Origin of the sequence: Friedmanniella luteola (genome assembly GCF_900105065.1) — a bacterium.
GTDB classification, from domain to species: Bacteria; Actinomycetota; Actinomycetes; order Propionibacteriales; family Propionibacteriaceae; genus Microlunatus; species Microlunatus luteolus.
Map to the genome: position 1 here is coordinate 2837241 of NZ_LT629749.1, position 25089 is coordinate 2862329.

The 25089-nt window shown below is 74.5% G+C and carries 24 protein-coding genes; 7 read left to right on the top strand and 17 right to left on the bottom strand.

Annotation, left to right across the window (positions count from 1 at the left end):
- Nucleotides 1-19: 19 nt before the first annotated feature.
- Entirely contained in the window at nt 20-463 is a 444-nt protein-coding gene (locus BLT72_RS13345; protein WP_091413421.1) for a heme-binding protein, read from the bottom strand.
- Nucleotides 464-510: 47 nt separating this feature from the next.
- The gene (locus BLT72_RS22535; RefSeq protein WP_425349209.1) at nt 511-1221 is read right to left on the bottom strand and encodes a zinc-binding dehydrogenase; all 711 of its coding nucleotides are present in this window, start codon (nt 1219-1221) and stop codon (nt 511-513) included.
- A gap of 20 nt (nt 1222-1241) precedes the next feature.
- On the opposite strand from BLT72_RS22535, the gene BLT72_RS23635 reads away from it, so the two are divergent.
- Together BLT72_RS23635 and BLT72_RS22540 are read left to right on the top strand one after the other, a co-directional pair.
- Complete coding sequence (locus BLT72_RS23635) at nt 1242-1469, top strand: hypothetical protein (protein ID WP_483423481.1); 228 nt, start codon at nt 1242-1244, stop codon at nt 1467-1469.
- A 45-nt stretch (nt 1470-1514) separates the two neighbouring features.
- Nucleotides 1515-1901: an aldehyde dehydrogenase family protein gene (locus BLT72_RS22540; RefSeq protein WP_172825992.1), complete on the top strand. Its 387-nt coding sequence runs from the start codon at nt 1515-1517 to the stop codon at nt 1899-1901.
- Here the strand turns inward: BLT72_RS22540 and BLT72_RS22545 are convergent.
- Both BLT72_RS22545 and BLT72_RS13365 read right to left on the bottom strand, forming a co-directional pair.
- Complete coding sequence (locus BLT72_RS22545; protein ID WP_172826071.1) at nt 1844-2491, bottom strand: cobalamin B12-binding domain-containing protein; 648 nt, start codon at nt 2489-2491, stop codon at nt 1844-1846. The two genes, BLT72_RS22540 and BLT72_RS22545, sit on opposite strands and share 58 nt — an antisense overlap.
- Nucleotides 2492-2670: 179 nt before the next feature.
- Complete coding sequence (locus BLT72_RS13365; protein WP_091413424.1) at nt 2671-3903, bottom strand: GAF domain-containing protein; 1233 nt, start codon at nt 3901-3903, stop codon at nt 2671-2673.
- A gap of 188 nt (nt 3904-4091) precedes the next feature.
- Between BLT72_RS13365 and BLT72_RS13370 the strand changes: the two genes are divergently transcribed.
- Together BLT72_RS13370 and BLT72_RS13375 are read left to right on the top strand one after the other, a co-directional pair.
- Nucleotides 4092-5186, top strand: coding sequence for an alpha/beta fold hydrolase (locus BLT72_RS13370; protein WP_091413426.1), 1095 nt, complete (start codon nt 4092-4094; stop codon nt 5184-5186).
- A 130-nt stretch (nt 5187-5316) separates the two neighbouring features.
- Entirely contained in the window at nt 5317-6156 is an 840-nt protein-coding gene (locus tag BLT72_RS13375; protein ID WP_091413427.1) for a class I SAM-dependent methyltransferase, read from the top strand.
- Nucleotides 6157-6164: 8 nt separating this feature from the next.
- Here BLT72_RS13375 and BLT72_RS13380 read toward each other — a convergent pair whose 3' ends face one another.
- Nucleotides 6165-6707 (bottom strand): TOPRIM nucleotidyl transferase/hydrolase domain-containing protein, encoded by a 543-nt coding sequence (locus BLT72_RS13380; protein ID WP_091413429.1) that lies wholly within the window; start codon nt 6705-6707, stop codon nt 6165-6167.
- A 185-nt stretch (nt 6708-6892) separates the two neighbouring features.
- Nucleotides 6893-9505 (bottom strand): ExeM/NucH family extracellular endonuclease, encoded by a 2613-nt coding sequence (locus tag BLT72_RS13385; protein ID WP_197677027.1) that lies wholly within the window; start codon nt 9503-9505, stop codon nt 6893-6895.
- A gap of 227 nt (nt 9506-9732) precedes the next feature.
- Here BLT72_RS13385 and BLT72_RS13390 point away from each other — a divergent pair, with 227 nt between their 5' ends.
- Together BLT72_RS13390 and BLT72_RS13395 are read left to right on the top strand one after the other, a co-directional pair.
- Nucleotides 9733-11544, top strand: a complete 1812-nt coding sequence (locus tag BLT72_RS13390; protein ID WP_091413431.1) for an alkaline phosphatase D family protein — start codon at nt 9733-9735, stop codon at nt 11542-11544.
- A gap of 134 nt (nt 11545-11678) precedes the next feature.
- Nucleotides 11679-13019, top strand: a complete 1341-nt coding sequence (locus BLT72_RS13395) for a sigma-54-dependent transcriptional regulator (RefSeq protein ID WP_157720482.1) — start codon at nt 11679-11681, stop codon at nt 13017-13019.
- 4 nt (nt 13020-13023) lie between these two features.
- Here the strand turns inward: BLT72_RS13395 and BLT72_RS13400 are convergent, their stop codons facing one another.
- The 11 genes from BLT72_RS13400 to BLT72_RS13450 all read right to left on the bottom strand — a co-directional run bounded on the left by BLT72_RS13400 (nt 13024) and on the right by BLT72_RS13450 (nt 24572).
- A complete protein-coding gene (locus tag BLT72_RS13400; RefSeq protein WP_091413436.1) occupies nt 13024-13566 on the bottom strand; it encodes a hypothetical protein in 543 nt (180 codons plus the stop codon).
- Nucleotides 13567-13569: 3 nt separating this feature from the next.
- Nucleotides 13570-14766, bottom strand: coding sequence for an amidohydrolase (locus BLT72_RS13405; protein WP_091413438.1), 1197 nt, complete (start codon nt 14764-14766; stop codon nt 13570-13572).
- On the bottom strand, nt 14763-15548 hold the full coding sequence (locus tag BLT72_RS13410; RefSeq protein ID WP_091413440.1) for an amidohydrolase family protein: 786 nt from the start codon (nt 15546-15548) through the stop codon (nt 14763-14765). The genes BLT72_RS13405 and BLT72_RS13410 overlap by 4 nt, the downstream gene beginning before the upstream one ends.
- A complete protein-coding gene (locus BLT72_RS13415; protein ID WP_091413442.1) occupies nt 15545-16597 on the bottom strand; it encodes an aminotransferase class I/II-fold pyridoxal phosphate-dependent enzyme in 1053 nt (350 codons plus the stop codon). The genes BLT72_RS13410 and BLT72_RS13415 overlap by 4 nt, the downstream gene beginning before the upstream one ends.
- Nucleotides 16594-18096: a hypothetical protein gene (locus BLT72_RS13420; RefSeq protein WP_091413444.1), complete on the bottom strand. Its 1503-nt coding sequence runs from the start codon at nt 18094-18096 to the stop codon at nt 16594-16596. The genes BLT72_RS13415 and BLT72_RS13420 overlap by 4 nt, the downstream gene beginning before the upstream one ends.
- Nucleotides 18097-18108: 12 nt before the next feature.
- Nucleotides 18109-19425: a hypothetical protein gene (locus tag BLT72_RS13425; protein ID WP_197677028.1), complete on the bottom strand. Its 1317-nt coding sequence runs from the start codon at nt 19423-19425 to the stop codon at nt 18109-18111.
- Nucleotides 19422-20288, bottom strand: a complete 867-nt coding sequence (locus BLT72_RS13430) for a hypothetical protein (RefSeq protein ID WP_091413448.1) — start codon at nt 20286-20288, stop codon at nt 19422-19424. The genes BLT72_RS13425 and BLT72_RS13430 overlap by 4 nt, the downstream gene beginning before the upstream one ends.
- 45 nt (nt 20289-20333) lie before the next feature.
- On the bottom strand, nt 20334-20996 hold the full coding sequence (locus BLT72_RS13435) for a hypothetical protein (protein ID WP_091413450.1): 663 nt from the start codon (nt 20994-20996) through the stop codon (nt 20334-20336).
- A gap of 103 nt (nt 20997-21099) precedes the next feature.
- On the bottom strand, nt 21100-22389 hold the full coding sequence (locus tag BLT72_RS13440) for an RNA polymerase factor sigma-54 (protein WP_091413452.1): 1290 nt from the start codon (nt 22387-22389) through the stop codon (nt 21100-21102).
- A gap of 52 nt (nt 22390-22441) precedes the next feature.
- Entirely contained in the window at nt 22442-23338 is an 897-nt protein-coding gene (locus tag BLT72_RS13445; RefSeq protein ID WP_091413454.1) for an RNA polymerase sigma-70 factor, read from the bottom strand.
- Between the two features lie 28 nt (nt 23339-23366).
- Nucleotides 23367-24572 (bottom strand): NAD(P)/FAD-dependent oxidoreductase, encoded by a 1206-nt coding sequence (locus tag BLT72_RS13450; protein WP_091413456.1) that lies wholly within the window; start codon nt 24570-24572, stop codon nt 23367-23369.
- Between the two features lie 162 nt (nt 24573-24734).
- Between BLT72_RS13450 and BLT72_RS13455 the strand changes: the two genes are divergently transcribed.
- The gene (locus tag BLT72_RS13455; protein WP_091413458.1) at nt 24735-25031 is read left to right on the top strand and encodes a Dabb family protein; all 297 of its coding nucleotides are present in this window, start codon (nt 24735-24737) and stop codon (nt 25029-25031) included.
- Nucleotides 25032-25089 lie beyond the last annotated feature (58 nt).

Genomic DNA, 25089 nt, shown 5'->3' on the forward strand with positions numbered 1-25089 from the left:
CCCGGACCGGGTGCCGACGTCAGCGCGACGTGCGGGCCAGCTCCGCGAGGGCGCTGACCGCGAGGTCGTGGTCCTCGCTGCCCGCCAACCCGGAGACGGCCAGCACCCCGACCAGGGCCCCGGCCACCACGAGCGGGACCGCTCCCCCGGCCGGGAAGTACCGGTCCAGCGGCAGCGCGAAGAGGCGCAGGAAGGTCTCGACGTCGCCGCCCTCGCCGACGTACGTCGCGTGCACCTGCGCCGAGGCGACCCCGAAGTGCCGTACGACCGCGGCCTTGCGCTCCACCCAGCGGTCGTTGTCCGCGCTGCTGCCCGGGCACCCGCTGTGGAAGACCCGCTGCTCCCCCAGCCAGATCGCGATGGTGACGGGCAGCCGGGCGGCCCGGCAGCGCTCGGCGAGGGCGAGGCCCAGTCGCCACGCCGTGTCGTGGTCCAGGCGGTCCAGCTCGGGTACGGCGTGCATCGGGAGCTCCTGTCGGGGGTCGGTCGTCGGCCGACGGTCTCAGGGGATCAGCAGCTCGCGCAACGTGCCACCCCGCGCGAGGTCGTCCAGGCTCGCGGCCACCTCCTCCAGCGGCCGCCGCCGGCTGACCAACGGGTCGAGCAGCAGGTCGCCGGCCAGGTACTCCTGGACCAGCCGCGGGATGTCGCGCGCGGGGTCGATCCCGCCGTCGTTGAGCCGAGGATGCGCTGCTCCCTCGCGACGAGGGTGCCCGGGTCGAACGCGGCCCGCACGCCGGCGGGTGGGATGCCGACGACGACCGCGGCCCCGCCCATGCCCAGCACCGCGACGCACTGCTCGGTCAGCGCCGGGCCGCCGATCGCGTCGAAGGCGTAGTCGGCTCCGTCCGGGAGCAGGGCGCGGACGGCCTCGACCGTGTCGCCGGCCGCCGCGTCCACGACGTCGGTGGCGCCCAGCGTGCGGGCGAGCGCGGTCTTGTCCGGGCCGCAGGTCGACGGCGACGACCCGGCCGGCCCCCGCCAGCCGCGCGCCCTGCACCACCGACAGCCCGACGCCGCCGCAGCCCAGCACGACGACGGAGCTGCCCGGCTCCACCCGCGCGGTGTTGCGGACCGCCCCGACACCGTTGGCGACCCCGCAGCCGACCAGCGAGACCACGTCGAGCGGGGCGGCCGGGTCGACCCTGATCGCGCCCGCCGCCGGCACCACGGCCTCCTCGGCGAAGGCCGACACCCCCGTTGAGTGGTGCGAGGTCGCACCGCCGGCCGACAGCCGGCTCGTGCCGTCCTGCAGGACCCCGCCGCGGGAGACGACGCCGGAGGCGAGCAGGCACTGGACGGGGTGGCCGCGCCGGCACGGGACGCAGGCGCGCCGGCAGTGGGAGAAGGTCCAGGACCTGATCGGCGTCGGCCTGGCCGAGGGCGCCCGCCTGGTCGCCGGCGGGCCGGGCCGTCCGGACGGGCTGCGCACCGCCACTACGTCCGCCCCACCGTGCTGGCCGACGTGACGTCGGGGATGACGATCGCGCGGGAGGAGGTGTTCGGGCCGGTGCTTGGTCGTCCCCGCCTACGCCGACCTGGACGACGCCGGCGCCATCGCCTACGACACCGACTACGGGCTCGCGGCCTACGTCTCGGGCCAGGACCTCGCACAGGCCCGGCGGCTGGCCGCGCGGCTGCGGGCCGGCCAGGTCTCCATCAACGGCGCCTACGACCTCGCCGCACCCTTCGGCGGCTACAAGCGGAGCGGGAACGGCCGCGAGTGCGGCGAGCTCGCCTTCCACGCGTTCCTCGAGACCAAGGCCGTGATGGGCCACGGACCCGACCGGGCGGCCCGAGGGCTGGTCGGCGTCGCCGACGCCGACCGGGAGCGGCGCGAGCGTCAGGGGTGGCGGCCGGCGACGTGGTCGGCGGCGGCCACCAGGTCGGCGCCGAGGTAGGTGCCGGGCACGCCCTCGCGGTCCGCGTCGGTGACGAAGGCACCGCCGGCGTAGAACAGGTCCGCGGGGGCGACGAGGTCCCCGACCCCGGCGAGCGCGCGGACCGTGCCGGGCCGGTTCTGCGGCAGGTGCGCGACGACGACGACGGCGGCCGGCCGCGTCACCCGGACGGCGGTCCGCAGGCTGGAGGCCGGCGTCGAGGCCCCCAGGTGGTCGGTGGCCCAGCCGCGGTGGTTCAGCAGCGTCTCGAGAGCGTTCAGCGCCACCGCGTGGGTCTCGCCCGGGCCGCAGGCCAGCAGGGCCAGCGGAGCGCGCGTCGCGGGCGCGACGGGCCGGAGCTGGGCGTGGAGCCACCGCTCGGCCGTGCTGGAGAAGAGGTGCTCGTGGGCCACGCCGATCTCGCCGGACGCCCACCGCTCGCCGATGTGGCGGAGGGCCGGGAGCAGCACCTCGGCGACGGTGCGGTCGAGCCCGCGCTCGTCGCGGCTGCGGTCGAGCAGCTGGCGCAGGCCCCAGCCGTCGAGGCGGCGGCAGGAGTTGAGCACCTCGGCGCAGGCGTCGGGCTGCTGGAGGGAGGCGGTGGGCGCCACGGGCTTCCGATCACGAGCGTCGAGGACCAGCGGCTCGCGGACGTCGTGGTCCGGGTGCTCGTCCTGCCGGTGCGGCCTCCCCGACCGACCACCTTCACGCGAAGCCTAGGACAGCTCTGCCCGCGGCGCACCGGAATGGCCCGACGACGTGGAGGGGACCGCCCCCCGGACCGGGCCGGTCAGCCCGCGCGACCGTAGTGCCCCTGCAGCGACGACCGCGCCTCGGTGATAACGGCCGCCAGCTCCGCGTGCAGCAGGGTGAGCCAGGGCTCGGGCCGGCGGACCATGGCGGCCTCCACCATCAGGCTGGCGGCGAAGAGCCGCTGGATCGTGCGGTCCTGGAAGGTGCCGGCGATCTCCTCCTCGGTGGTGCGCGCGGAGAGGGTGCGTTCCGCGGCCCGGGTCTCCGCCAGCTCGATGGCCAGCATGGCCTGGTTCGCGAAGTCGTGGACCATGGCGACCTCCGTCCGGGTGAACGCGGCCTGCGCCGGGTGCCGGCTGAGCACGATCGCCCCCCGCGGCCCGCGGGCGTCGAGCAGCGGGATGGCCAGCGTCGCCCCGACGGGCGGTCCGACGCGGCTGTGGGTGGTGTGCTCCTCACCGCCGGTGCCGACCTGCCAGCTCCCGGCCGCCATGGCCTGCACCGCCAGGCTGTCCTGCTCCCCGAACACCCGGCCCGGGAGCTGGGCGGCCCCCACGCCGGCGGCCACCCGCACCTCGAGCAGGTCCGGGTCGTCCTCGCTGACGGTGGCGATGGTGACGGTCCGGGCCCGCGCCAGCTGGTGCACCCGGTCCGCGATCTCCTGCCAGACCGACACCTCGTCCGAACCGGCCTGCAGGAGCGCCTGGGTGATCAGGGTGAGGCCGCGCAGCCACTTCACCTGCTGACGGGACTGCTGGCCGTGCAGCGCGTTCTCGACCGACAGCGCCGCCATCTTGGCGAACTCGGCCGCCATCTCCTCGTCGGCGTCGTCGAACGCCACCCGGCCGGCCTGCCCGAGGACGTAGAGGCGTCCGGACCCGCCGGACGTGACGGTCATCGGCACCTCCAGCACGGGACGCACCAGGGCGGACGGCGTCGTCGCGGGCAGGACGACGGCGGCCGCCTCGAAGAGCGGACCGGCCGGCGGCCGCGCCGCGGTGAGGTGGGCACCGAGGAGGTCCCGCAGGGCCGTGACCGCGAGCGGGTCGGCCGTGCTGAAGAGCACGGTGCCCAGCGCGCCGTCGTCACCGTCGACCGCGAGGACCGCGTGCTCGGCATCCAGCACGGCGACCGACAACCGCAGCAGCTGCTCCACCCGGGCCGGCGCCCACTGCTCGGCCGCCAGCCCGGACATCGCCGTCAGCAACGACCGCAGCTGGACCCGACCGCCCTCGTCGGTCGACCACCCCTCGACGCCCCCGCCCGTCATCTGCCCGCTCCTCCTCGCGTGCACGACCGCTCTCCGGCGGTCCCCGGCTGATCGTCCGGAGAACGGAAGAATTGCACATTCACTTGAAACGGCCAGGACCCGGGCGCCCGCCACACCCCGTGGGCCCCGAGGGGACGGGACGCGTCGGAGCGGGTGCGCAGCGCGCCCGGTCGCCCTACCATCGGACGATGGGGAGGGTCGGCGGCGACACGGTGCAGGACATCCGGTTCGCCCGCTCGGCCGACGGCGTCGGGATCGCGTACGCGGTGCACGGTTCGGGTCCGCCGCTCCTCATCGACACCTGCTGGCTCAGCCACCTGCAGTTCGACTGGCAGAGCCCGGTGTGGCGCCACTACCTGGTCGAGCTCGGCCGGATCGCGACCGTCATCCGCTACGACGAACGGGGTCACGGCCTGTCGGACCGCTCGGTGACCGACCACAGCCTCGACGCCCGGGTCGCCGACCTCGAGGCGGTGGCCGACGACGCCGGCCTCGACCGCTTCGCCCTGCTGGCGATGGCCCAGGGCGGGCCGGTGGCGATCGAGTACGCCGCCCGGCACCCCGACCGGCTCACCCGGATCGCGTTCTACGGCAGCTACGCCGGGGCGCTGGCCGCCGCGACCCCGGAGGAGGTCGAGCTCGACGCGGCGTTCCAGGCCCTGATCAAGGTCGGCTGGGACCGGCCGACGCCGGAGTTCCGGCGTGTCTTCACCAGCCTGATGATCCCCGGCGGGACCGAGGAGCAGATGCGCTGGATCGACGAGCTGCAGCGCATGGCCGTCGACGCCGACACCGCGATCCTGGCCCGCTCGCAGCGCCAGCTGGCCGACGCGACGGGCCGGCTCCCCGAGCTCGACCTGCCGACCCTGGTGCTGCACAGCCGCCGGGACCAGATGAACGAGTTCGGGCACAGCCGGCACCTGGCCGCGCACATCCCCGGCGCACGGCTGGTGGCCCTGGAGAGCGACAACCACATCGTGCTGGAGGACGAACCGGCCTGGCCGGTGCTGCTGGAGGAGCTGACGGCCTTCCTCGCCCCCGACCGGGAGCCGGAGCCGGATCCCCGCACCGTCATCCCGGACCTGTCGACGGTGCTGTCGCCCCGCGAGCTCGACATCCTCGAGCAGGCCGCCGCCGGGCAGGACAACGACGCGATCGCCGCCACGCTGGTGCTCTCGGTGCGCACCGTCGAGCGGCACCTGCAGAACGCGTACGCGAAGCTCGGCCTGCACGGGCGCACCGCCCGCACCGCCGCGGTCGCGCGGCTGCTCTCCCGCGCCTGAGTGCCGGCTACGCGTCAGCCGCCACGCGTCCGCCGGCGGCGCCCGCAGTTGCGCGTCGGCGCCGATGTGGCGCCAGGGGCGTCGTCCCTACCGTCGTCTCGACCAGCACGACCGACGACCGGAGGACCGCATGACCACCACATCCACCCATCCCCTCACCAGCACCCCGGAGGACCGGGCGCTCAAGGCCAAGCACGCCGCCCTGTGGGCCAGCGGGGACTACCCCGCCGTCGCCGACGAGGTCGTCGGCACCCTCGGCGGGATCCTCGTCGAGACGGTCGACGTCCAGCCCGGGCAACGGGTCCTCGACGTCGCCGCCGGCACCGGCACCTCGGCCGTCCCGGCGGCCCGCCGCGGCGCGACCGTGACCGCGACCGACCTGACGCCCGAGCTGCTCGACGTGGGCCGGGCGGCCGTGACCGACGACGACCTCCCCTTGACCTGGCAGACCGCCGACGCGGAGGCGCTGCCCTTCGAGGACGCCGCCTTCGACGTCGTGCTGTCGTGCATCGGCGTGATGTTCGCACCGCACCACCAGCAGGCCGCCGACGAGCTGGTCCGGGTGTGCCGCCCCGGCGGCAGCATCGGCGTGCTCAGCTGGACGCCCGAGGGCTTCATCGGCCAGCTGTTCGCGACCATGAAGCCGTACGCCCCGCCGCCCCCGCCCGGGGCGTCCCCGGCCCCGCTGTGGGGACGGGCGGACCACGTCCGCGAGCTGCTCGGGGACCGGGTGGAGGACCTGGTGGCCCGCCAGCAGACGCTGCGGGTGGACCGCTTCGCCTCCGGAGCCGAGTTCCGGGACTACATGAAGCGCAACTACGGCCCGACCATCGCCGTCTACAGGTTCCTGGCTCCCGACCCCGCGAAGGTCGAGGCCCTGGACGCCGACCTGGCGGCCCTCGGTGACCGCTTCCTGCAGGGCGGGGCGATGGACTGGGAGTACCTGCTCGTGACCGCCCGGCGGACCTGAGCCCGGCGTCAGAAGGCGTCGACGAGCCGGCCCAGCGGGGCCGGGGCCCGACCGGCCGGCAGGGCGTCGACGAGCAGCTCGGCGTAGCGGATCTTGTGCCCGCTGCGGCCCCCGAGGAACCGGCGCAGCTGGGCGGTCGTCGAGCGCTCCCGCTGCGCCGGCTGCCGTTGCAGGAGCCGGAACGACGCCAGCTCGCCCTCGGCGGCGACGACGTCGAGCACGGCGTCGACGCCGAGGCAGCGGATGAGCTCGTCCTCCAGGTCGGACCGGCAGACCTGGAAGCCGAGCTCCTCCAGCGCGCCGCCGTCGACGCCGGCCCGGGCCAGCGCACGCGCGACGCCGGGCGACTCGGCCTCGTCGCACAGCCCGAGCAGGCGGTGGTCCGCCCCGGACGGGCCGAAGCGGGCCAGGAAGGAGCCGATGCTCGTCGCCCCGCCCATCGCGACGACCGCGACCCGCCCGTCGGCCAGGTCGTGGCCCCGCCGGCGCGCGAGCGCCTGGACCGCCACCCGGTCGCTCTCCCCCTCCACCAGCACCGTCGTCGGTCGCACCCGGCCAGTCTGGACCCGGCGGGAGCCGGTGCTGCGGCCCGTCGGTGCTGCTGCGGCGCGGCGAACAGGCTGGGCTCACCCGGCGGCCGCCTGCTCGTCGAAGCGGCGCGTGCTGACGCCGCGGGGACGAGCAACGGCCGCGAGGTCACCCACCCCATCGGCCCGTCGACAGGCTCAGGTCGGGGTCAGCTCTCGGGGCCACCCTGGCGGGCCGGGCCGCGGCCCTGACCCTGGACCAGGCGGTCAGCCCCCGGTCCGCCGACCAGCCGGTCGTCGCCGCGACCCCCGTCGAGCAGGTCGGACCCGAACCCGCCGAGGAGGGTGTCGTCGCCGTTGCCACCCAGCAGGACGTCGGAGCCCGCGCCGCCGCAGAGCACGTCGTCGCCGTTCAGGCCCTCGATCCGGTCGGCCCCGCCGAGCCCCATGATCACGTCGGACCGGTTGGTGCCGTGCAGCACGTCGCCACCCTCGGTCCCGGTGATCGTGGGCCGCCGTCCGTCGCAGCGCTCGACCAGGTCGACGCCCAGCAGGACCGGGTCGTGGTCGCTGGAGCGGTAGGGATCGGCCGCGTAGAGGGCCGGGTCGCCGGTGTACTGGTAGGCGAAGGACTCGACGCTGTTGATGTTCCAGTGCGTCAGGTCGGTCACCTTGCCCCGCAACGACGCGCTGGCCAGGGCGTGGTCGAGAGAGCCCGAGCCGGCGTCGAACACGTAGCTGTAGCGGCCCGGGTCCAGGGTCTCGCCCGGGTCGGTGTAGCCGGCGTCGCGGAGGACCTGGATCGGGTCCTCGCGGGTGTAGGCGTTGAGGTCGCCCAGCAGCAGCACGTCCGGGTCACCGCTGGCGTCCTGCAGCTGCTCGCTGAACGCGGCCAGGGACGCGGCCTGCCGCCTGCGGTCGCCGTTCCACTCACCCTGGCCGTCGCCGGTGTCGACGTTGTCACCCGTGGGCGCGCCGGGGCTCTTGGACTTGAAGTGGTTGGCCACCACGGTGAAGCGGTCGCCGTCCTTGCTGAAGGTCTGCGCGATCGGCTCGCGGGCGTTGGCCCAGACCGACTCGTCGACCAGGCCGACGGGTTCGCCCACCGGCTGCACGACGTCGTCGGCGTAGATGATGCCGTTGCGGATCACGTCGCGGTCGACGGCCAGCAGCTCGTCCGGCATCGGCACGTAGTCCCACCGGTCGTAGCCGGCGTCGGCGTTCAGCCGCGCGACCAGGTCGGCCAGCGCCCCGTCGGCGTGGCCCGGGCTGTAGCCCGTGGAGTCGGTGTCCTCGATCTCCAGCAGGGTGACCACGTCGGCGCCCAAGGCGTTGATGGCGGGCACGATCTTGCCGGCCTGCCGCTCGAACTGCACCTGGTCGGTGGCGCCCCGGCCCAGCCCGCCGAAGGTGAGGAAGTAGTTGAGGACGTTGAACGACCCGACCTGCACGTCGCCGCCGACCGGCTCGGGCGCCGCCGGACGGGTGTTCGTGCCCGTGAAGGTGCCGGCCGCCGTACCGTCGGCCGGCTGCAGGCGCCAGGTGCCGAAACCGAAGCCCAGCACCGTCGGCGCGGTGAGGTGCAGCTCGTCACCCACCCGGACCGGCGTGCTGGGCGAGAGGTACGGCCGGGTGCTGACACCGACCCGGGCCGAGACCGCGTCGTCGAGGACGATGCTGCGCAGCAGGTTGTCCGCGGCGACCGCCCGGGCGGGTGCGCCCGGCGCCGCTGCCTCGGTCGGGGTGAGCAGGACACCACCCTCACTGAGAGTCAGCTCGCCGAAGCTGGTGAGGTCGAAGACCTCGCTGACCGTGAGCGTGTCGGCGGGGGCGACCAGCATGCCCTCGAGCCGCTCGCGCTCGGCGTCGCCGGCCGGCAGGTCCAGCGCCGCGGGCGCCGGCAGGTCGGACGCGCTGCCCTCGTCGCAGACGGCGACGTCGGGGCCGGCCGCGATCTGGGTCTGCCCCGAGAACTCCGCGGGCCGGCCCTGCACGGCGACCGTGTCGCCGAGGTCGACCTCGACCGGGGAGAACACGAAGACGCCGTCCGACGTGGCCGCGCTGCCGTCCCCGGCGTCCTGCAGGTAGAAGCCGCTCAGCCCGGGGACGTCGCCGACCACGGTGCCCCGGACGCCGACCACCTGGCCGGCGAGCGGGGTCGCCGAACCGGTGCCCTGCACGTCGCCGATCGCGGCGGTGCGCGGGGTGTCGCAGAGCGCGGTGGCGGGCGGCGGGGTCGGCGTGGTGCCGCCACCCGCGTTCACCACGCCCGAGGTGGCGGCCGCCGGCCCGCGCCAGACCAGGGCGTCGGCGGTCGCGTCGTAGACCCGCGAGAGCGACTGGCCAGCGGTCTCCGTGCCGGCCTCCCGGACCGTGATGTCGGTCGAGGTGCGCCCGGCCGCGGGTCCCCCGGCGGCGGTGACCGTGCCCTCGTAGGAGAGGAACTCGAGCACCTCGGTCCCGCGGACCAGGGCCACCGCGTCGGGGTCGCCGTTCTGGACGCCGTTCGCGGGGTAGGTCACGACGGCCACGGCGGGGGCGTCGGCGGGGGCCGTCACCGCGGGCAGGGCGTCGGCGTCGTAGACCGCCCCGTTCCCCCCGTTATAGAGGACGACGGACAGGCCCGCGCTGCTCGTGCCGGGTGGCAGCTGCACCTCGACGAACTCACCGGCGTCGGTCCCGGCGTTGTCGTAGTGGAGCTCGGAGAGGAAGGGGGAGGTGGGGACGGCGGCGTCGGCCGGCAGGGCGACGAGCGCTCCGGCCGAGACGACGGCAGCCGCCAGGGAGCCGGCGAGGAGCCGGCGGGGACGTGAGGGGGACATGCACGCTCCTGTGAGGGGGAGGTCCACGTCTACCACCCGGGTGTGCGCGCGGACGGCACCCCGGCGACGGCCTGTCGGCCGGCGGGTGAACGGACGGGGCGGCCCCGCACGCGGTCCGTGGTGACCGGACCACCGGTCCGGCAGGTCCACGGCGAGTTCGGCCGGGCGGCTCCCGGCGTTCCCCCAGAACGGGGCCGACGTTCACCCGGGCCGTCGATGCTCCACCCGTGACCACGCCCGCGAGCCCCAGCCGCCGTTCCGTCCTCAAGGGCGCCGCGCTCGGAGCCGCCGCCGCAGCCGCGGGTGCCGGGGGCCTGCGGCCCTTCGACGTCGAGGCGGCGGCCGCGCCGGCCCGCGCGGGCGTGTTCGGCTACGGCGTCGCGAGCGGGGACCCGACGGCCGACGCCGTGGTCATCTGGACGCGCGCCACCCCTCCCCCGGCCCGCCGCGGGGACCCGGAGGCGACCCCGGGCAGCGGCCGCGGCCTGCCGCTCCGGGTGCGCTGGGAGGTGGCCCGCGACCGCGACTTCCACCACCTGGTCGACCGCGGCACGGTGGTGACCAGCCCGACGTCGGACCACACGGTCAAGGTCGACGTCCGGGGGCTGCAGCCCTACACCCGCTACTACTACCGGTTCCGCGCCCGCGGCGAGACCAGCCCGGTCGGTCGCACGCAGACCGCGCCGGACGAGCGCCGGGAGACGCACGCGCTGCGCTTCGGGCTGGTCTCGTGCAGCAACTACACGGGCGGCTACTTCGGCGCCTACCGCGCGCTGGCGTTCCGCGACGACCTCGACTTCATCCTGCACGTCGGGGACTACCTCTACGAGTACGGCAACGGCGAGGACCGGTACGGGCCCGCCGCCCTGGTCGGCGAGCGGGACTCGGTGCCGGCCACCGAGACGATCGACCTGCAGGGCTACCGGCTCCGGCACGCCCTGCACAAGGCCGACCCGGACCTGCGCCGCGCCCACCGCCGGCACCCGTGGATCACGATCTTCGACGACCACGAGGTGGCCAACAACGCCTGGGCCCGCGGCGCGGAGAACCACACGGCCGGTGACGAGGGCGCCTTCCTGGAGCGCCGCCGGCAGGCCTTCCAGGCCTACCTCGAGTGGATGCCGTTCCGGCTGCCCGAGCAGCGGCACGTCCCGCACCGCGGCACCCGCTTCTTCAAGCGGTTCACCTACGGCTCCCTCGCCGACCTGTCGGTCCTGGAGACCCGGCAGAACCGCAGCGCCCAGGTGAACCTGGCGCCCTACACGACCGGGGGCGGCGGCTTCATCCCCACCGGCCTGCCCGCCACCGACGCCGCCCTGGCCGACCCCGACCGGCACCTGCTGGAGCCCGAGCAGCTGGCGTGGCTGGAGGACGGCACGGCCGACCGGCGCCGGCAGTGGCACCTGGTGGCCAACCAGGTGGTCCTCGCCCCGGTCCGCTTCCCCGGTGCCGTGCTGGGGGCGCCGGCCGGCACCAGCCTGGTCAACTCCGACCAGTGGGACGGCTACCAGGCCGACCAGCGCCGGTTCCTCCGGCACCTGGCCGAGCAGCCGCACCGCAACGGCGACACCGTCGTGCTGACCGGCGACATCCACTCCTCGTGGGCGATGGACCTCCCGGTCGGCGAGCCGGCCGCCGGCTACCGCTCCGCCGGCGTCGAGTTCGTCTGCCCCTCGGTGACCAGCGACGGCTTCTACGAGCTCGTCCGCAGCTCGCGGCCCGGGCCGGCGACCGCCACCCTGGCCACCACCCGCGGCCTGACGACGGCCGTCGCCGCGGCCAACCCCTGGGTGCGCTACCTCGACGGCGTCGGTCACGGCTACACGCTCGTCGACGTCACCCCCGACCGGGTCCAGGCGGACTACCACCTCACCCCGGACCCCACCGACGACCGGCCGGACCCCCGGATCGACCCCACCGTCGAGCCCGTCCACGCCCGCAGCTGGCAGACCCTCGCCGGCAGCCGCCGGGTCACCGCCGCCAGCGGGCCCGTGGGTGACCGCTCCGACCACCCGGCCGAACGGCGCTCCCGGCGGTGACCAGCTGACCGGAGGCCGGCTGGCGCCGGGCATTGACCGGCCCTGGGGGCTGTGCCAACCTGGGCTGAGTTCTGCCTCCTCCACGCCCCGGGCGGTCTCTCCCGGCAGAACCAGACATCCCGAGCGGGTACCTCGTGGTCGCTGTTCTTGCAGACGAGAGCGTCGCCTGGGCGCACGACGTCCGCCGCGCTCTGGCCGACGCCGGGCTGTCTGCTGAACCCGATGAGTACCAGGTGGTGGTCGTCGAGCACGCCCTGGACGCCAGCCCGCGACTGCCGGCCACCGGTTCGGAGGAGCGGCGCACCATCGTCGTGGCGGGAGCGGAGGACCCGGAGCCGGCCGGGGTGTGGCGGCTGCTCGAGCAGGGCGCTGCGGACGTGCTGGCCTGGGAGGGACCCGGCACCTGCGACGAGGTGGTGCAACGCATCCGACGGTGGAGGACGATCGACGACGCACTCCGCCGCCCGACCGTCGCGGGGGAGATGATCGGCACCAGCCGCGCCCTGCGGTCGGCGTTGCGGGAGCTGGTCGCCCTCTCCCTGTACGGCAGCGCCCCCATCCTGCTGGTCGGCGAGACCGGGACCGGGAAGGAGCTGGCCTCCCGGGTGGTGCACGCCCTCAGCGGTGCCGGCAGCAGCCGGCCGCTCGTGGTGGTCGACTGCACCACCATCGTGCCGACCCTGTCGGGGAGCGAGCTCTTCGGTCACGAGCGCGGCGCCTACACCGGAGCCGACCGGTCCCGCAACGGCGCGTTCGCCGCCGCGGACGGAGGGACACTCTTCCTCGACGAGGTCGCGGAGCTGCCCCTGCCGCTGCAAGCGGAACTGCTGCGGGTGATCCAGGAGGGCGTCTACAAGCGGGTGGGCGGCGACATCTGGAACCGGACCCGGTTCCGCCTCGTCAGCGCCACCAACCGGGACCTCGACAAGGAACAGCGCAAGGGCCGCTTCCGCACTGACCTCTACCACCGCATCGCGAGCAGCGTCGTGCGGCTGCCGTCCCTGCGCGAACGTCCAGAAGACCTGGAAACCCTCTTCCGGCACTTCCTGGCGGCAGCCCTGGGCACGCCCTCCCCGCCGCCCGTGAGCGCGGCGGTGCTCACGATGCTGCGCGGCCGGGAGTTCCCCGGCAACGTCCGCGAGCTGCGGCAGCTGGCCGTCCGGATCGCCGGGCGGCACGTCGGCGGTGGTCCCATCACCCCAGGTGACGTCCCCGACGCGGACCGCCCGCGGACCGGGCCGGGTGCGGCGCAGCCGACCCGGGCGGTGGCGAGCCTGGAGTTGGCGATCCGGGACTGCCTGAGCGCTGGAACCGGGCTGCGGGAGCTGCGGAGCCTTGTCGGCGACCTGGCGGTGGACGTCGCCCTCGCCGAGGCCGGGGGCAACGCGGGCCCTGCGGCACGACGACTCGGCGTCTCGGACCGCGCCGTGCAGATGCGCAAGCGCGGCGCCCGGCTCGCGCCCGAGCAGGCCTGACCGCTCAGGGCTGACGTGCCGGCCCGGACGCGAGCTCTCCGGCCAGCTCCTGCAGGAACGCCGCCAGCTCCTCGTGCTGGATGTCATGACCTGGAGCGTTGGGGTCCTTCCAGCCGAGCGTGAGGCCGGGCGCCGAACCCCGTCGCATGAACCGCTGGTACGTGGCGCGGACGCCCGGCTCGACGGTGACGCCCAGCCGCGGAGCGCAGGAGGACAGCGGGATCTGGGTCTGCACCTTCGGTTCACGGAAGCTCCCGATCCGGTACCAGGTCGTCGGGGGCATCTGCCGGCTCCGCGGGTTCAGCGCGGTCCGCACCTGGTCGGGGTCCGCCAGCAGCACCTCGAAGCGGTCCGGCGTCGCCGGGCTGACCGTGCGGTAGGTGATCAGGAGCCTGACCGGCGCCCTGGACGAGCGCAGCTGGTTCAAGCCGTTGCGGATGCCGACCGTGTTGTGCGGCTTGATCTCGGCCGCGACGCCGGTGGACGGGACGCGCGGTGGGGCGAGCCTCGTGACGGCGTCACGGCGGAAGTGGTCGGGCTCGGCCATGGTTCAGGTCCTTCCAGGGTTGGCTGCGCGGAGCAGCGAGGGTGGGTCGGAGGTCCAGACGTCGATGGCCGTCATGGCCATGGCCTTGGCGCCGTCGACGGCGAGCAGGTCTCCGTCCGGCGACCGGGCCGCTTCGGCGAAGGCCCGCGTGTGCGGGGCGAGCCGACCGGGGCCTAGGGCGAGCATCGGGTGGATGGTGGGCGCGAGATGGCTGACGTTGCCGAGATCGGTGCTGCCGGCGGTCGCGACGGCCGCGGCGTCGGCAGCCCGCAACCGCCGGCCAGTCCGGGCCGCATTGGCCGCGAAGGCGCGCGCCAGGGCAGCGTCGACACGGAGCTCTCGGAACACCGGGCCCGACGGCTGGGTCGTCACCCGGCAGCCGGTGGCCTCGGCTCCAGCCAGGCAGCAGGCCGTCACCCGCCGCTGGAGTGCTTGGAGCCCGTCGGTCGTCTGGCTGCGCAGCGTGAGCTGGAGGACGGATCGGTCGGGAACCAGGTTGGCCGCCACACCGCCCTCGGTGAGCACGGCGGCGACGTGCTGACCCCACGGCAGGGTGGCGCGAGCGGCTCCGATCGCCTGGTAGGCGAGGACGGCGGCGTCCAGGGCGTTGCGCCCTCGGGCAGCGGACATGGCTGCGTGCGCCGGACGGCCGCGGAAGACCGCTCGCCAGCCCGCCGCCGCGCGGAGCGCCGGCGTGATGAGGTCCTCGGTCCCGGGGTGGACGAGCAGCACCGCATCAGCACCGTCGAAGGCTCCCCGGTCGGCCAGCAGGATCTTGCCGCCGCCCCCTTCCTCGGCCGGCGTCCCGAGCACCGTCAACCGCCCCCCCAACCGTGACGCCCAGCAGCGCAACGCGACGGCGGCGCCGACGCCGGCCGCGGTGATGAGGTTGTGCCCGCAGGCGTGGCCCAGTCCGGGCAGCGCGTCGTACTCGCAGCAGATCACCACCTGCGGGCCGCCACCGCCAGCGGTCGCCTCGACCGCGGTCGGCAGCCCGTACGCGCCCGGGGTGACCGCGAGCCCCCCGCGCGCCAACGCCTCGGCGACCAGCCGGCTGGACCGTCGCTCCTGGAACGCCGTCTCGCGGGCGTCGTGGACGGCGTGGGAGAGCGCCCGGATGGACCCGGACTGAGCGTCGACCGCGCGGCAGACCGCGTCCTTCACCCCGCCGACGTCCACGGCCCGAGCCGGCGTGCTCATGCTGGTCGCCGAAGGCCGGCAGTGGACACCGGGCCGCGCCGCCGGGCTTCCGCCGTCAGGCGCAGCAGGTTGCCGCCGAGCACGAGCGCGGCAGCGTCCGGAGCGAGGTGGAGCGCCTCGATCTTGGCGATCTCGACGGCCGGGTGCAGGAAGGGGCCGTCGCTGCCGAACAGCACCTTTGCCGGTCCGGCCCGCCGCACGGCGTCCTCGAGCAGGTCGAAGTAGCGCACCCCCGAGGTATCGGTGAAGAGATTCGGGTGCCGGCAGAGCTGATCGACGAAGGCGACCTGCGCCTTCCACTCGTCCGCGAACGAGGACAGGTGCGGGACGATCCAGGCGACGTCGGGGTAGGCGCGCGCCACCATCTCGACGGACGCGGTGTCCCCCCGCGGGTCGTAGAGGACCGGGAAGTGCAGGCGCCGCGCGACCTCGGCGACCTCGCGGGTGATCAGCCCGTCGTGGGCGTGCACCTTGAGGCCGCAGAAGCCGCCCGACCCGACCGCTGCCGCGACATCGCGGGCCACCCGACCGCGCTGGGTGGCCGGGTTGACGAAGACGTAGCCGGACCACCGGCGCGGCTCGCGGGCCAGGACCGCGGCCAGGGCCCGGTTGGCGGCCGGGTAGTCCGACGTCAGCGGCGCCATCAGCACCGCCTGGTCGATGCCCGCCTCCCTCGCCCGCCTGCGGTAGACGGCGAGGGACCCTTCCGTGTCCCACGGTCCACTCAGTCCGTCACCGAGCCCGATGTGGACGTGGGAGTCGATGACCGGGAAGGGGGTCATGCCGCACCCCGGTGCAGCTGGCGGCCGAGGGCCTGCAGCAGCAGGTTGACAGCCACGTCGGAGTGGTCGGCCCGCACCAGCACGCCGAGGGCCGCGGTACCAGCGCAGCCCGACCGGATCACGAGCGTGCTGACCCCGTCGACCAGCATCCGGCGCCGGAGGTCGTCGGCGCGCGCGAGCGGCATCGGCAGCTGGACGGCGGGGAAGGGCAGGCCGGCCGCTGCCAGACCCTGTTCGCCGGCGAAGTCCCGGACCCTGCCGATCAGCCGGGCGAGCCGGCGCCGTCGCTGTGGGAGCGTCGGGTCGGCCAGGGCCTCGGTCAGCGCGGCCACGTCAGCGCGGGTCGGCGGGCTCGCGTGGAGGCGGCTCGGCCCCCGCCGGACCATCGCCACCGCGGTGGCGGGACCGGTGACGACGGCCAACGGAGCACCGAACGCCTTGGCCGTCGACGCCACCGAGACCAGCTGGTCGGGGGGCAGCCCCGACCACGCCGGCGTGCCCTGCCCGCCGGAGCCGAGGGGCCGCCAGGGCTCCGGATCCGCCCCGAGGACCCCGGCGGCCAGTGAGTCGTCGACGACCAGGGTGGCCCCCGCCTCGGCCGCCACCGCGGCCAGGGACCGGAGCGGGGCCGGCCGCGAACAGCCGCCGCACCAGCCGTCGGTCAGGACCACCGCGGCCCCGCGCCGGCGCCGTCCGTGCAGCAGCCGACGGACGTGGTCGGCGTCGTGGTGGCCGAAGGTGGTCATGGCGGCTCCTCCCTGAGCGGCCACCGCGGCGGCCCAGAAGCTGATGGGGTAGCTGTGCTCGTCGACGACGACCAGGGCGCCGGCTGGGGCCGCCGTGGTGAGCACGTCGACCAGGGCGTGCAGGCTCGTCCGCGCCACCACCGCCGCCGCCGCCCCCTGCGCCGAGGCGACGGCGGCGGCAGCAGCCGAGGCACCCGCCGGCTCCTGGAGCGCCGCGGGCTTGCCCTCGGTCAGCCTCCCCGCGCCGGCCGCGGACGGATGGCGCAGGCCGAGGAACAGGGCCGACGTGAAGTCGGCGTTCACGCCCGCTGACGCTGCGAACGCAGCCGCCGCAGGATGAGAGTGGACGGCATCGTGGTGTCGAGGTCCTTGGACAGGTCGACACCGGTGACGGCGCGATACGCGGCGACGTACTTCTGGATGGCCGGCCGGAACGCGTTGGCCCAGACACGTGCGTCCTGGGCACCGACGTTGGTCCCAGCCCAGTCCCCCAGCCGGATCGTCAGCACCAACCGTTCGCCCAGGGTGGCGAGATCGTGGTGGTGCATGATGCTCGTGTCGGTCCACCCCTGCAGTCCCTTCATGGTGTCGACCCGGTCCATCCAGTCCTCCGGGTAGGGGGTCATCGGCCGGCCGCCGAGGAACTCGCGCATCGGCGGCTGCGCGAGCAGCGTCTGCATGGTCAAGAAGTCGGCCCGCGCGGTCACGGCCATCTCGCCGTACTGGTTGTGCGAGCCCTGCGAGACGATCAGGTGGCACTCGCGCAGCGACCGGTACAGCGGGAACGGGTCGGCGTTGACCGTCAGGTCGTCGCTCTCCTTGAAGTAGATGTGGGCCTGGTGCAGGATCTGGTGGAAGGACTCCAAGAACCCGGTCCGGCGTTCGACCAGCATCCGGGTCGGCGGCACCGCCCGGCCGATCAGCGTCAACCCGTACTCGTATTCGTACTCAGCCGCGCGCCGCCGCAGGGTGAGGCGCTGGTGCTCGTCCTCGGCCCAGCCCCAGAGCAGATTGCGCAACGGGAGCAGCGGGGTGATGTCGAAGCGCGCGAGTGGGTCGCGGTCGGAGCCGAGCCGCCGGTTCTGGAACCGGGCCAGGATGACGTTGAGGGTCTGCACGAGCATCCCTTCCTCCAGCCAGTAGTTCCAGATCAGCTCGACGCACGGCATGAAGTGCTTGTCGTAGAACTTCCCGGGCAGCAGTGGCTCCGCCTCCATGCGTGCCCGGAGGTAGCCGTCGGGGATGAGCTCGTCGAGGGAGTCGCAGTGCTTGTCCTGGACGTACTGGAGCGCCAGCCGCTTGAGCTCTTGATAGTTGTTCTCCCCGAAGGCGCCGAAGAACCGACCCTTCTTCTTGAAGTTGAGCCCCTGCTCCTTGAGGAACGTCGTGAAGCCCGGGAAGGTGGCGAACGGGCGCTCGGCCTCTGGGTGGCCGAGGGCGGCTTCGTTGACGAGCTGGATCCGCTCCCCCACGTCCTGGATCACCGAGAAGGCGTGCTCGGCCGACGTCTCCAGTGCACCGCCGGCGCCCGCGTGACCGCCAGCCGGCTGCCAGGTCCGGAGCACCAGGTGGTAGCTGCCCGGCGCTAGCCCCCCGACCGGTATCGCGTAGGTGTGCGGGTCGTCCTTGCCGCCGCGCTTCACGAGCTGCTCCTTGACGGTCTTGGTCTGATCGCCCTCCGACGTGAGGATCGCCCAGACGAAGTTGCCCCCGTACTCCTCCTTGAGGTTGACCTCGAAGCTGACGGATTCGCCCTGGACGAAGCTGCGCCGGGTCGGCTTGATGCGGTACTTGTTGTCCATCGTTTCTCCTAGTTACGAGGCCCGGGACTGGAGCCGCCGGGTGGTGCTGATGGTCTGGTGGGTGGAGAGGCTGCTGCGCAGAGCCCAGGCCCGCAGGACTGCGGACAGGAGCTCGCTCTCGGCCTCGGGCGTGATGAGCTGGGCGGCCCTCGCCTGGCCGACGACGGCGAAGACGAGGGTCGGGGGCTGCCGGGCCAGGACCCCCAGGTCGCTGCGCCACTGGTGGAAGAGTTTGAGCAGCCGTTGGGGCCGGCGCTGCCCGAGCGGGAACGAGTTGCGGAGGGATCGGCCCTGCAACGCCGGGGAGCGGTGCTCGGCCAGCAGCAGGGCGAACGCGGGGATCTCGGCCTCGAGCAAGGCGAACTCGTCTTGCCGCTCCGGTGGGAGGTCCGCCACGGGGTAGAGCTCCTTCCACGTCCGCGCCATGTCCGCCCACTGCGGGTGGGGGTACAGCTCCGCGCCGATGGCGCAGCTGAGCAGCACCCGCAGGTACGGCGTCGGGTGGGGATCGTCGTCGGAGGGGCGGAACACGAAGAACCGGGGCAGGCTGACCACCGCCAGGAGCCCCAGAGTCGAGGAGATGCCCAGCGCGGCCACCGACCAGAGGTCGGCGATCACCTCGGACACCCACCGCTCCCAGCTGCGCCAGGCCGGGACGCGCTCCGGCGTGAGCGGCCGCTGCCGCGAGACGTCCTCGCGCAGTGACTCGACGAGGCCCAGCAGCGCGGCGCCCTGGTGGCCGACCTCGTGCACGAGAGACGAGGCGATCCCGTGCCCGACCATGCGCTCGCGCGGGACACGGATGATCGCCACCGGGGAGGCGTCGCCGCCCGGCAGCCGGGTCCGGGCTCTCCGGATGGCAGCGCCGGGACCCCGAGCCAGGTACGTCACGACCTCGGGGCGGTCCTGGATCCACGGGGTGATCGCCAGTGCGTCCGCCGCCAGCACGTCCAGCCCGGACAGCCAGACCCCCGTCCGGCTCTCGCTGCGCTGGGTGACGACCTCGGTGAAGGTGTCGAACTGGCTGAGGACGGCGTTGAACCGCATCCGGATCAGAACGAAGCGGTGCTGCTGCTCGTCCGGCCGGGCTGACCGGCCGGGACCGTCCAACCACGCGAGGTAGGCATGGATCTGACGACGGAGGACCGTGCGGCCGGCGTGCAGGAAGCGCTCGATCTCGAGGCTGGCCGGGACCGGCAAGGCTGCGGCCATCACCATCGTCTCGTGCAGCGCGAGCGGCCGGATCTGGTCGAGCCGCACCAGCAGGCCGCGCGCCTCCAGCTCCAGGAGGGCCGCGCTGAGCCGCCGTTCCACCGGAGTCACGCTCACGCTTCGTACAGCGTGATGGTCTTGCCCCGGCGCACCCAGCGGCCGTTGGCACCAGACCCCTGAGACAACTCGTGCGACTCGAACGTCTCGTCCTCCCCGTCCCCGTCGTCGGCGGCGCCGTACCGGTCGCCGTCGTCCCCGCCGGGCTCGGCCCCGCCCGCGCCGCAGGTGCAGACCCGGCGCCGCCGGCCCGCCGCCCCGCCCCAGTCCGGGGTCGACCAGCCCGGGCCCCGTCGACGGCGCCACGGTGAGCTGCCCCACGTCGAGCGGCTGCTCGCGCCGAGCAGCGAGGGGGCGTACCGCCGGGCCGAGGACACGGCCGCCGACCGCACGACGACGCGCGGTGGGACGCCGCGGGGAGCGCGGGCGGAGTTGCGAACCGTGCCCGCCGCCCAGCGGACGTAGCGCCGGGCGGCCTCGAACTCGGCCTCCGACTCGTTCATCGTCTCCCTCTCCTCCGCCTCCAGCAGGCTGGAAGCCATCGACCCGAGCTTCCCGCCGATGGCGGTCCCGATGCCGGGCGCTACGAACGAGCCGAGGGCCGAGCCGACCACGGGTAGGGCGGTCTTCGCGACGCCGCGGAGCACGCCGCCCAGCGCCTTCCCGATCGGGGACCGGATCAGCGAGCTGGCGCCTTTGGCGACGCTGCGGACGAGCTTGCCGAGGAACTGCTCGAGCTCCTCCTCGCTGGTGATCTCCAACAGCTCCTGCGCGAGCTCCAGCTCGGTCGACTCGTTCAGCTCGGCGATCTCGTGGAACTCGTGGGACTCGTAGGACTCGCCCGCGCTCTCCCACTCGTGGGACTCCAGCTCGTGGCCCGGGCCCTCGAAGGTCTCGTTCTCAAGCGACTCGAAAATGCTCATGTCGGTCTCTCTCTCCGTCTTCGTCGATGTGAGGGTGTCGTGTGCTCAGAGGTCCATCAGGACGATGCGGGTGCCGCGGCGCACCCACCGTCCGCTGCGCGGCCCCTCGGGCGACCCTGAGGAAGCTCGTCCCGAGCGCTGGTCGAGCAACGGGACCAGGGCCGGCAGCTGCCGCTGGGCCGCCGAACGCAGAGCGGCGTTGGCGGCCTGGCGCGGGGGCGCAGCCGGCCCCGCGGAGACGGCGTGCTGAGTGGCGTCACGGGTCAGCCGGATGACAGCCCGCGCCACCTCCAGCTCCCGGTCCTCGGCCGAGAGGCCCTCCAGCTCGAACTTCGTCCCGAGCCACTGCCCGGCACGCTGGCCGAACTGGCCGCCCGCTCCCGGGACCACGGCATTACCGATGACCTGGCCCAGTTGCGGCAGCGCCTGACGCGCGACGTCCTTCAGAACGCCGCCGAGAGCCCGCCCGGTGGCCGAGCCGGCGAACCCCCGCGCGGCCGAGGCCGCCGAGCTGATCAGCCCGCCGAGGAACTGCTCCAGCTCCTGCTCCGAGGCGACCTCCAGCAGCTCCGACGCCAGCTCGACCTCCTGGGCCTCGGACTCGGAGTGGGCCTCGTACGCCTCGAACGACTCGCCCAGCACCTCACCGGACTCGCCGAACGTTCCTTCCTGCTCCATCTCGAACATGGCGCGGTCGATGTCATGCATAGGGGTTCCTCTCATCCGATGGACCTCGACACCCCTCCCCATGCAATTTCCGTGCCAGGCTCGGGACGCGGACCCTCTGCGGTTGGAGGCGAAGGCACCTTCGTCAGCCGGGCACCGGGGGGGACGGCGGGCGAAGATCGCTTCGCCGCCCGGTGCTCCCCTCGAGGCCGGCCCGGTACTTGGCCACCGTCCGCCGGGCGACGACGCGGCCCTGAGCCCGCAGGACGCGGCTGAGCTCGGCATCGCTGGCGGCCGGGTGCGCGGCCAGAGCGGCCTGCACCGAGGCGATCACCGCCCGGTTGCCACCGAAGCAGCCGACCAGCGACACGACCCTGCCGTCGGGGCACCGGGCCCACTTGCCATGGACCGCGCGCCCGACGGTCGAGGGGTGGACGTCGAGCGTGCGGGCCAGTGCGCTCCGACTGAGCGGGCGGTGATCGGTGTCCCCGTGCCGTAGGTAACCCCGCTGGACGTCGGCCAGGACGGTGGCGATGCGCCGCAGCATCGACGCGCGCGCGGCCAGGGCGGTGAGCAGGGCGGTCGCGTCGTGACGGTGGACCGCGAGCCAGCGCCGGGCCTCCCGGTCGCGCTGTAACCACAGCCCCTGGTCGACCTCGAGGCCGAACCACGCGGCGTCGGTCACCACCTCGACGTCGAGGGCGCCTGCTGGCCGGGACGGGTTGTCCCGGAAGACCAGGTCGGGCGTCGCCGGCCTCTGGAGAGGGCCCTCGAGCGTCGGGTACGGCCGGATCCGGGACACCAGAAACGCCACCGCCCGCCCCACCTCGTCGGTCGGGGTGGCGAGAGCGGCGGCGATGGCGTCCAAGTCGTGGTCGGCGACGGCGCCGAGGTGGTCCGGCACGATCCGCAGGAGCAACGGTGGGCACGCCCCGACCGCTGCCAGCCGCTCGACCTGGAGGCGGACGCAGTCGAGCGGCGATCGGGCCGCGATCCCGGGCGGGCCCACGCGACGGAGGGCCTCCAGGACCGCATCGAGGTGGGACGCCGCGACGGCCCCCAGCGGCGCGGGAAGCCGCGGCAGCAGCCCACGGTCGTCGAGCGACCCGACCACCAGTTCGACGAGGGGACGGGCCGCCGCCGGCAGCTCGAGCCGGGCGGCGGCGGCGAGCTCCTCCCGCCAGTCGACGGCTGCCGCCAGCTGACCGGGCAGCGGCGAGATCCGGCAGTCCTGGCAGTAGGCCCGCCGGCAGTGCCGTCCACAGCCCAGGCACGGCCCGCCCGGCGCCCGCACCAGGAGCGGGTTGTCCTCGATCGCCCGGGCGATCACCTCCGCCATCGAGTCAGCCGGCAGGGGCAGCAACGACATGAACTGGACCAACGCCGCGCGGGGCAGCAGGGCCGTCCGGTGCTCAAGCCTCAGCCCCTGGGCCACGACGTCAACCTAGCGAGGACCACGGGTGGGCGGAACCCGGTGCCCTCACGGCTCATCGCCGGCTGAGCGCGGTCTCCGTCTCGACCCGGGTCAGCTTCTCGGGGTTGCGGACGAAGTAGAGGTGGGAGATCCGGCCGTCCTCGACGCGGGCCGCGAGGACGCCGTCGACCTCCCCGTCGAGGCGGAGGAGCAGGGCCGGGCTGCCGTTGATCACGGCCGGGCTCGCGGTCAGGGTGCCGTCGGTCTTGCCCAGACCCCCGAAGAGCAGCCGGACCACCTTGTCGGCGCCCGCCACCGGGCGCAGCGCGGCCCGCCGGCGGCCGCCGCCGTCGGCCACCAGGACGACCTCCGGGGCCAGGACGTCGAGCAGGGCCTGGGCGTCCCCCGTCTCGACCGCGCGCTGGAAGGACGCCAGCGCCGCCCGGGTCTCGCGGGAGCTGACGACCGCCCGGGGCCGTCGCGCGACGACGTGCTGGCGCGCCCGGTGCACGATCTGCCGGACGGCGGCCGGGGTCTTGTCGAGCGTGGCCGCGATCTCGTCGTAGCCGACGTCGAAGACCTCCCGCAGCACGAAGACCGCCCGCTCGGTGGGCGACAGGGTCTCGAGGACCACCAGGAGGGCCATCGAGACGCTCTCGGCGAGCTCGAGGTCCTCGGCGACGTCGGGCGTCGTCAGCAGCGGCTCGGGCAGCCACGACCCGACGTAGGCCTCCTTGCGGCGCTTGCTGGTCCGCAGCCGGTTGAGCGCCTGCCGCGTGGTGATCCGCACCAGGTAGGCGCGCGGGTCGCGGACCTGCTCGAGGTCGACCTGGACCCACCGCAGCCAGGTCTCCTGCAGCACGTCCTCGGCGTCGGCCGAGGAGCCGAGCATCTCGTAGGCGACCGTGAACAGCAGGTTCCGGTGCGCGACGAAGACGTCGGTCGCCGCGCCCGCACCGCGGTCATCCACCCGTCCACCTCCAGAGCACGGCGTCACCCTAGGCCGCCTGGTCGGACCGCGCGGGCCGGACGTCCGGCTGGGCCGGCAGCCGCTGCTGCCGTCGGGGGTCGGCCGCCCAGCCGGGCACGAAGAACGTCCCGGGCCGGCGCGCCTCCAGGACCAGCTGCTGGACCGTGCCCCAGCACACCAGCTCCTTGAGCCGGGCGCCCGGCCGGCCGCCCAGCTGGAGGTTCCGCGCGGTGTCGTCGCGGTGCGCGAACTGGAAGAGCCCGGAGCGCCGGCCCAGGCTGAGGCACTGGCCGAGGAAGCCGAGGGCGAGCGGCGCCGGCTCCTCGCCGGCGACCCGGCTGAGCACCGTGTCCGCGGCCTGCGCGCCCAGCGGGCCCGCGGCCTGGCAGCTCATCCGGAACGGCACCCCGGACGGCGCCGCCGAGTCGCCCGCCGCGACGATGCGGTGGTCGTCCAGGCTCGTCAGCGTCTCGTCGGTGAGCAGGCGGCCCACCGCGTCGGTGCTGAGGCCGCTCCGCGTGGCCAGGTCGGGGACGCCGAAGCCGGCCGTCCAGATGGTCACCGCGCTCGCGAGCTCGCGGCCACCGCTGAGCTGCACGGCGTCGCGGGTCACGCCGGTCACCGTCGCGTCCGGCCCGACCAGCACCGTGACCCCCAGCGCCGTCAGCCGCGCGGCCACCGCGCGCCGACCCCGGGGGTGCAGGTAGGGACCCAGCACCGGGCCGCCGACCAGCGTCACCGCACGCCCCAGCTCGGCCAGCTCGGCCGCGGTCTCGAGGCCGGTCGGGCCGGCGCCCACCACCGTCACCGCGGCGTCGGCCGCAGCGTCCCGGAGCACGTCCCGCAGCCGCGCCGCCTCCTCGAGGCTCGCGATCGGGTGGGCGAACTCGAGCGCCCCGGGGACGGCGGGGCGAGCACTGCCGCTGCCGACGGCGTAGACCAGGTGGTCGTAGCCGAGGGTCGCGCCCGTCCCCAGCGTCAGGCACGCGCGGGGCGCGTCGATCCGGTCGACGGCGTCCACCACCAGCCGGACCCGGTCGGCCAGGACCTGCCGGAAGTCGACGACGGCCCCGTGCGAGCCGCCCACCAGCTGGTGCAGGCGGATCCGCTCGACGAACTGCGGCCGCGGGTTGACCAGCGTCACCGCCACGTCGTCGCGGCGGGTCAGCCGGTTGGCCGCCATCACCCCGGCGTACCCGCCGCCGACCACCACCACGTCCGTGCGTCCGTCCATCGCGCCCTCCTCCGTCCGATCGGTTCCGTCCCCCAGACACCGGGCGGCCCGGTCGTGTGACACCGCGTCCGCCGGTGGACGCCGGCCGCTGCTCTACCCTCGAGCCGTCAGTGGCCCCGCCGACCTCGGCGGCGGCCCCGCTCGAGGGGAGGAGAGGTGCCCGTGATCCGTCACACGGTGTCGTTCGCGCTGGTGCACGCCGAGGGGTCGGCCGAGGAGGCGGCGTTCCTGGCCGGGGCCCGGTCCGTCCTCGCGAGCATCCCGGGGGTCGAGGACTTCACGGTCTCGCGGCAGGTGAGCCCGAAGAGCAGCCACCGGTTCCAGTTCGCGATGTCGTTCGCCGACGACGCGGCGTACCGGGCCTACGACCAGCACCCGGACCACACGGCGTTCGTCGCGCGCTCCTGGGCGTCGGAGGTCGCCGACTTCCAGGAGCTGGACCTGGTCCGGGTCCCGTAGCGACCGCCCCCCGCTCCAGGCCCGCCGCCCTCTCGCCGGCGTCGAGGTGGGTCCCCCA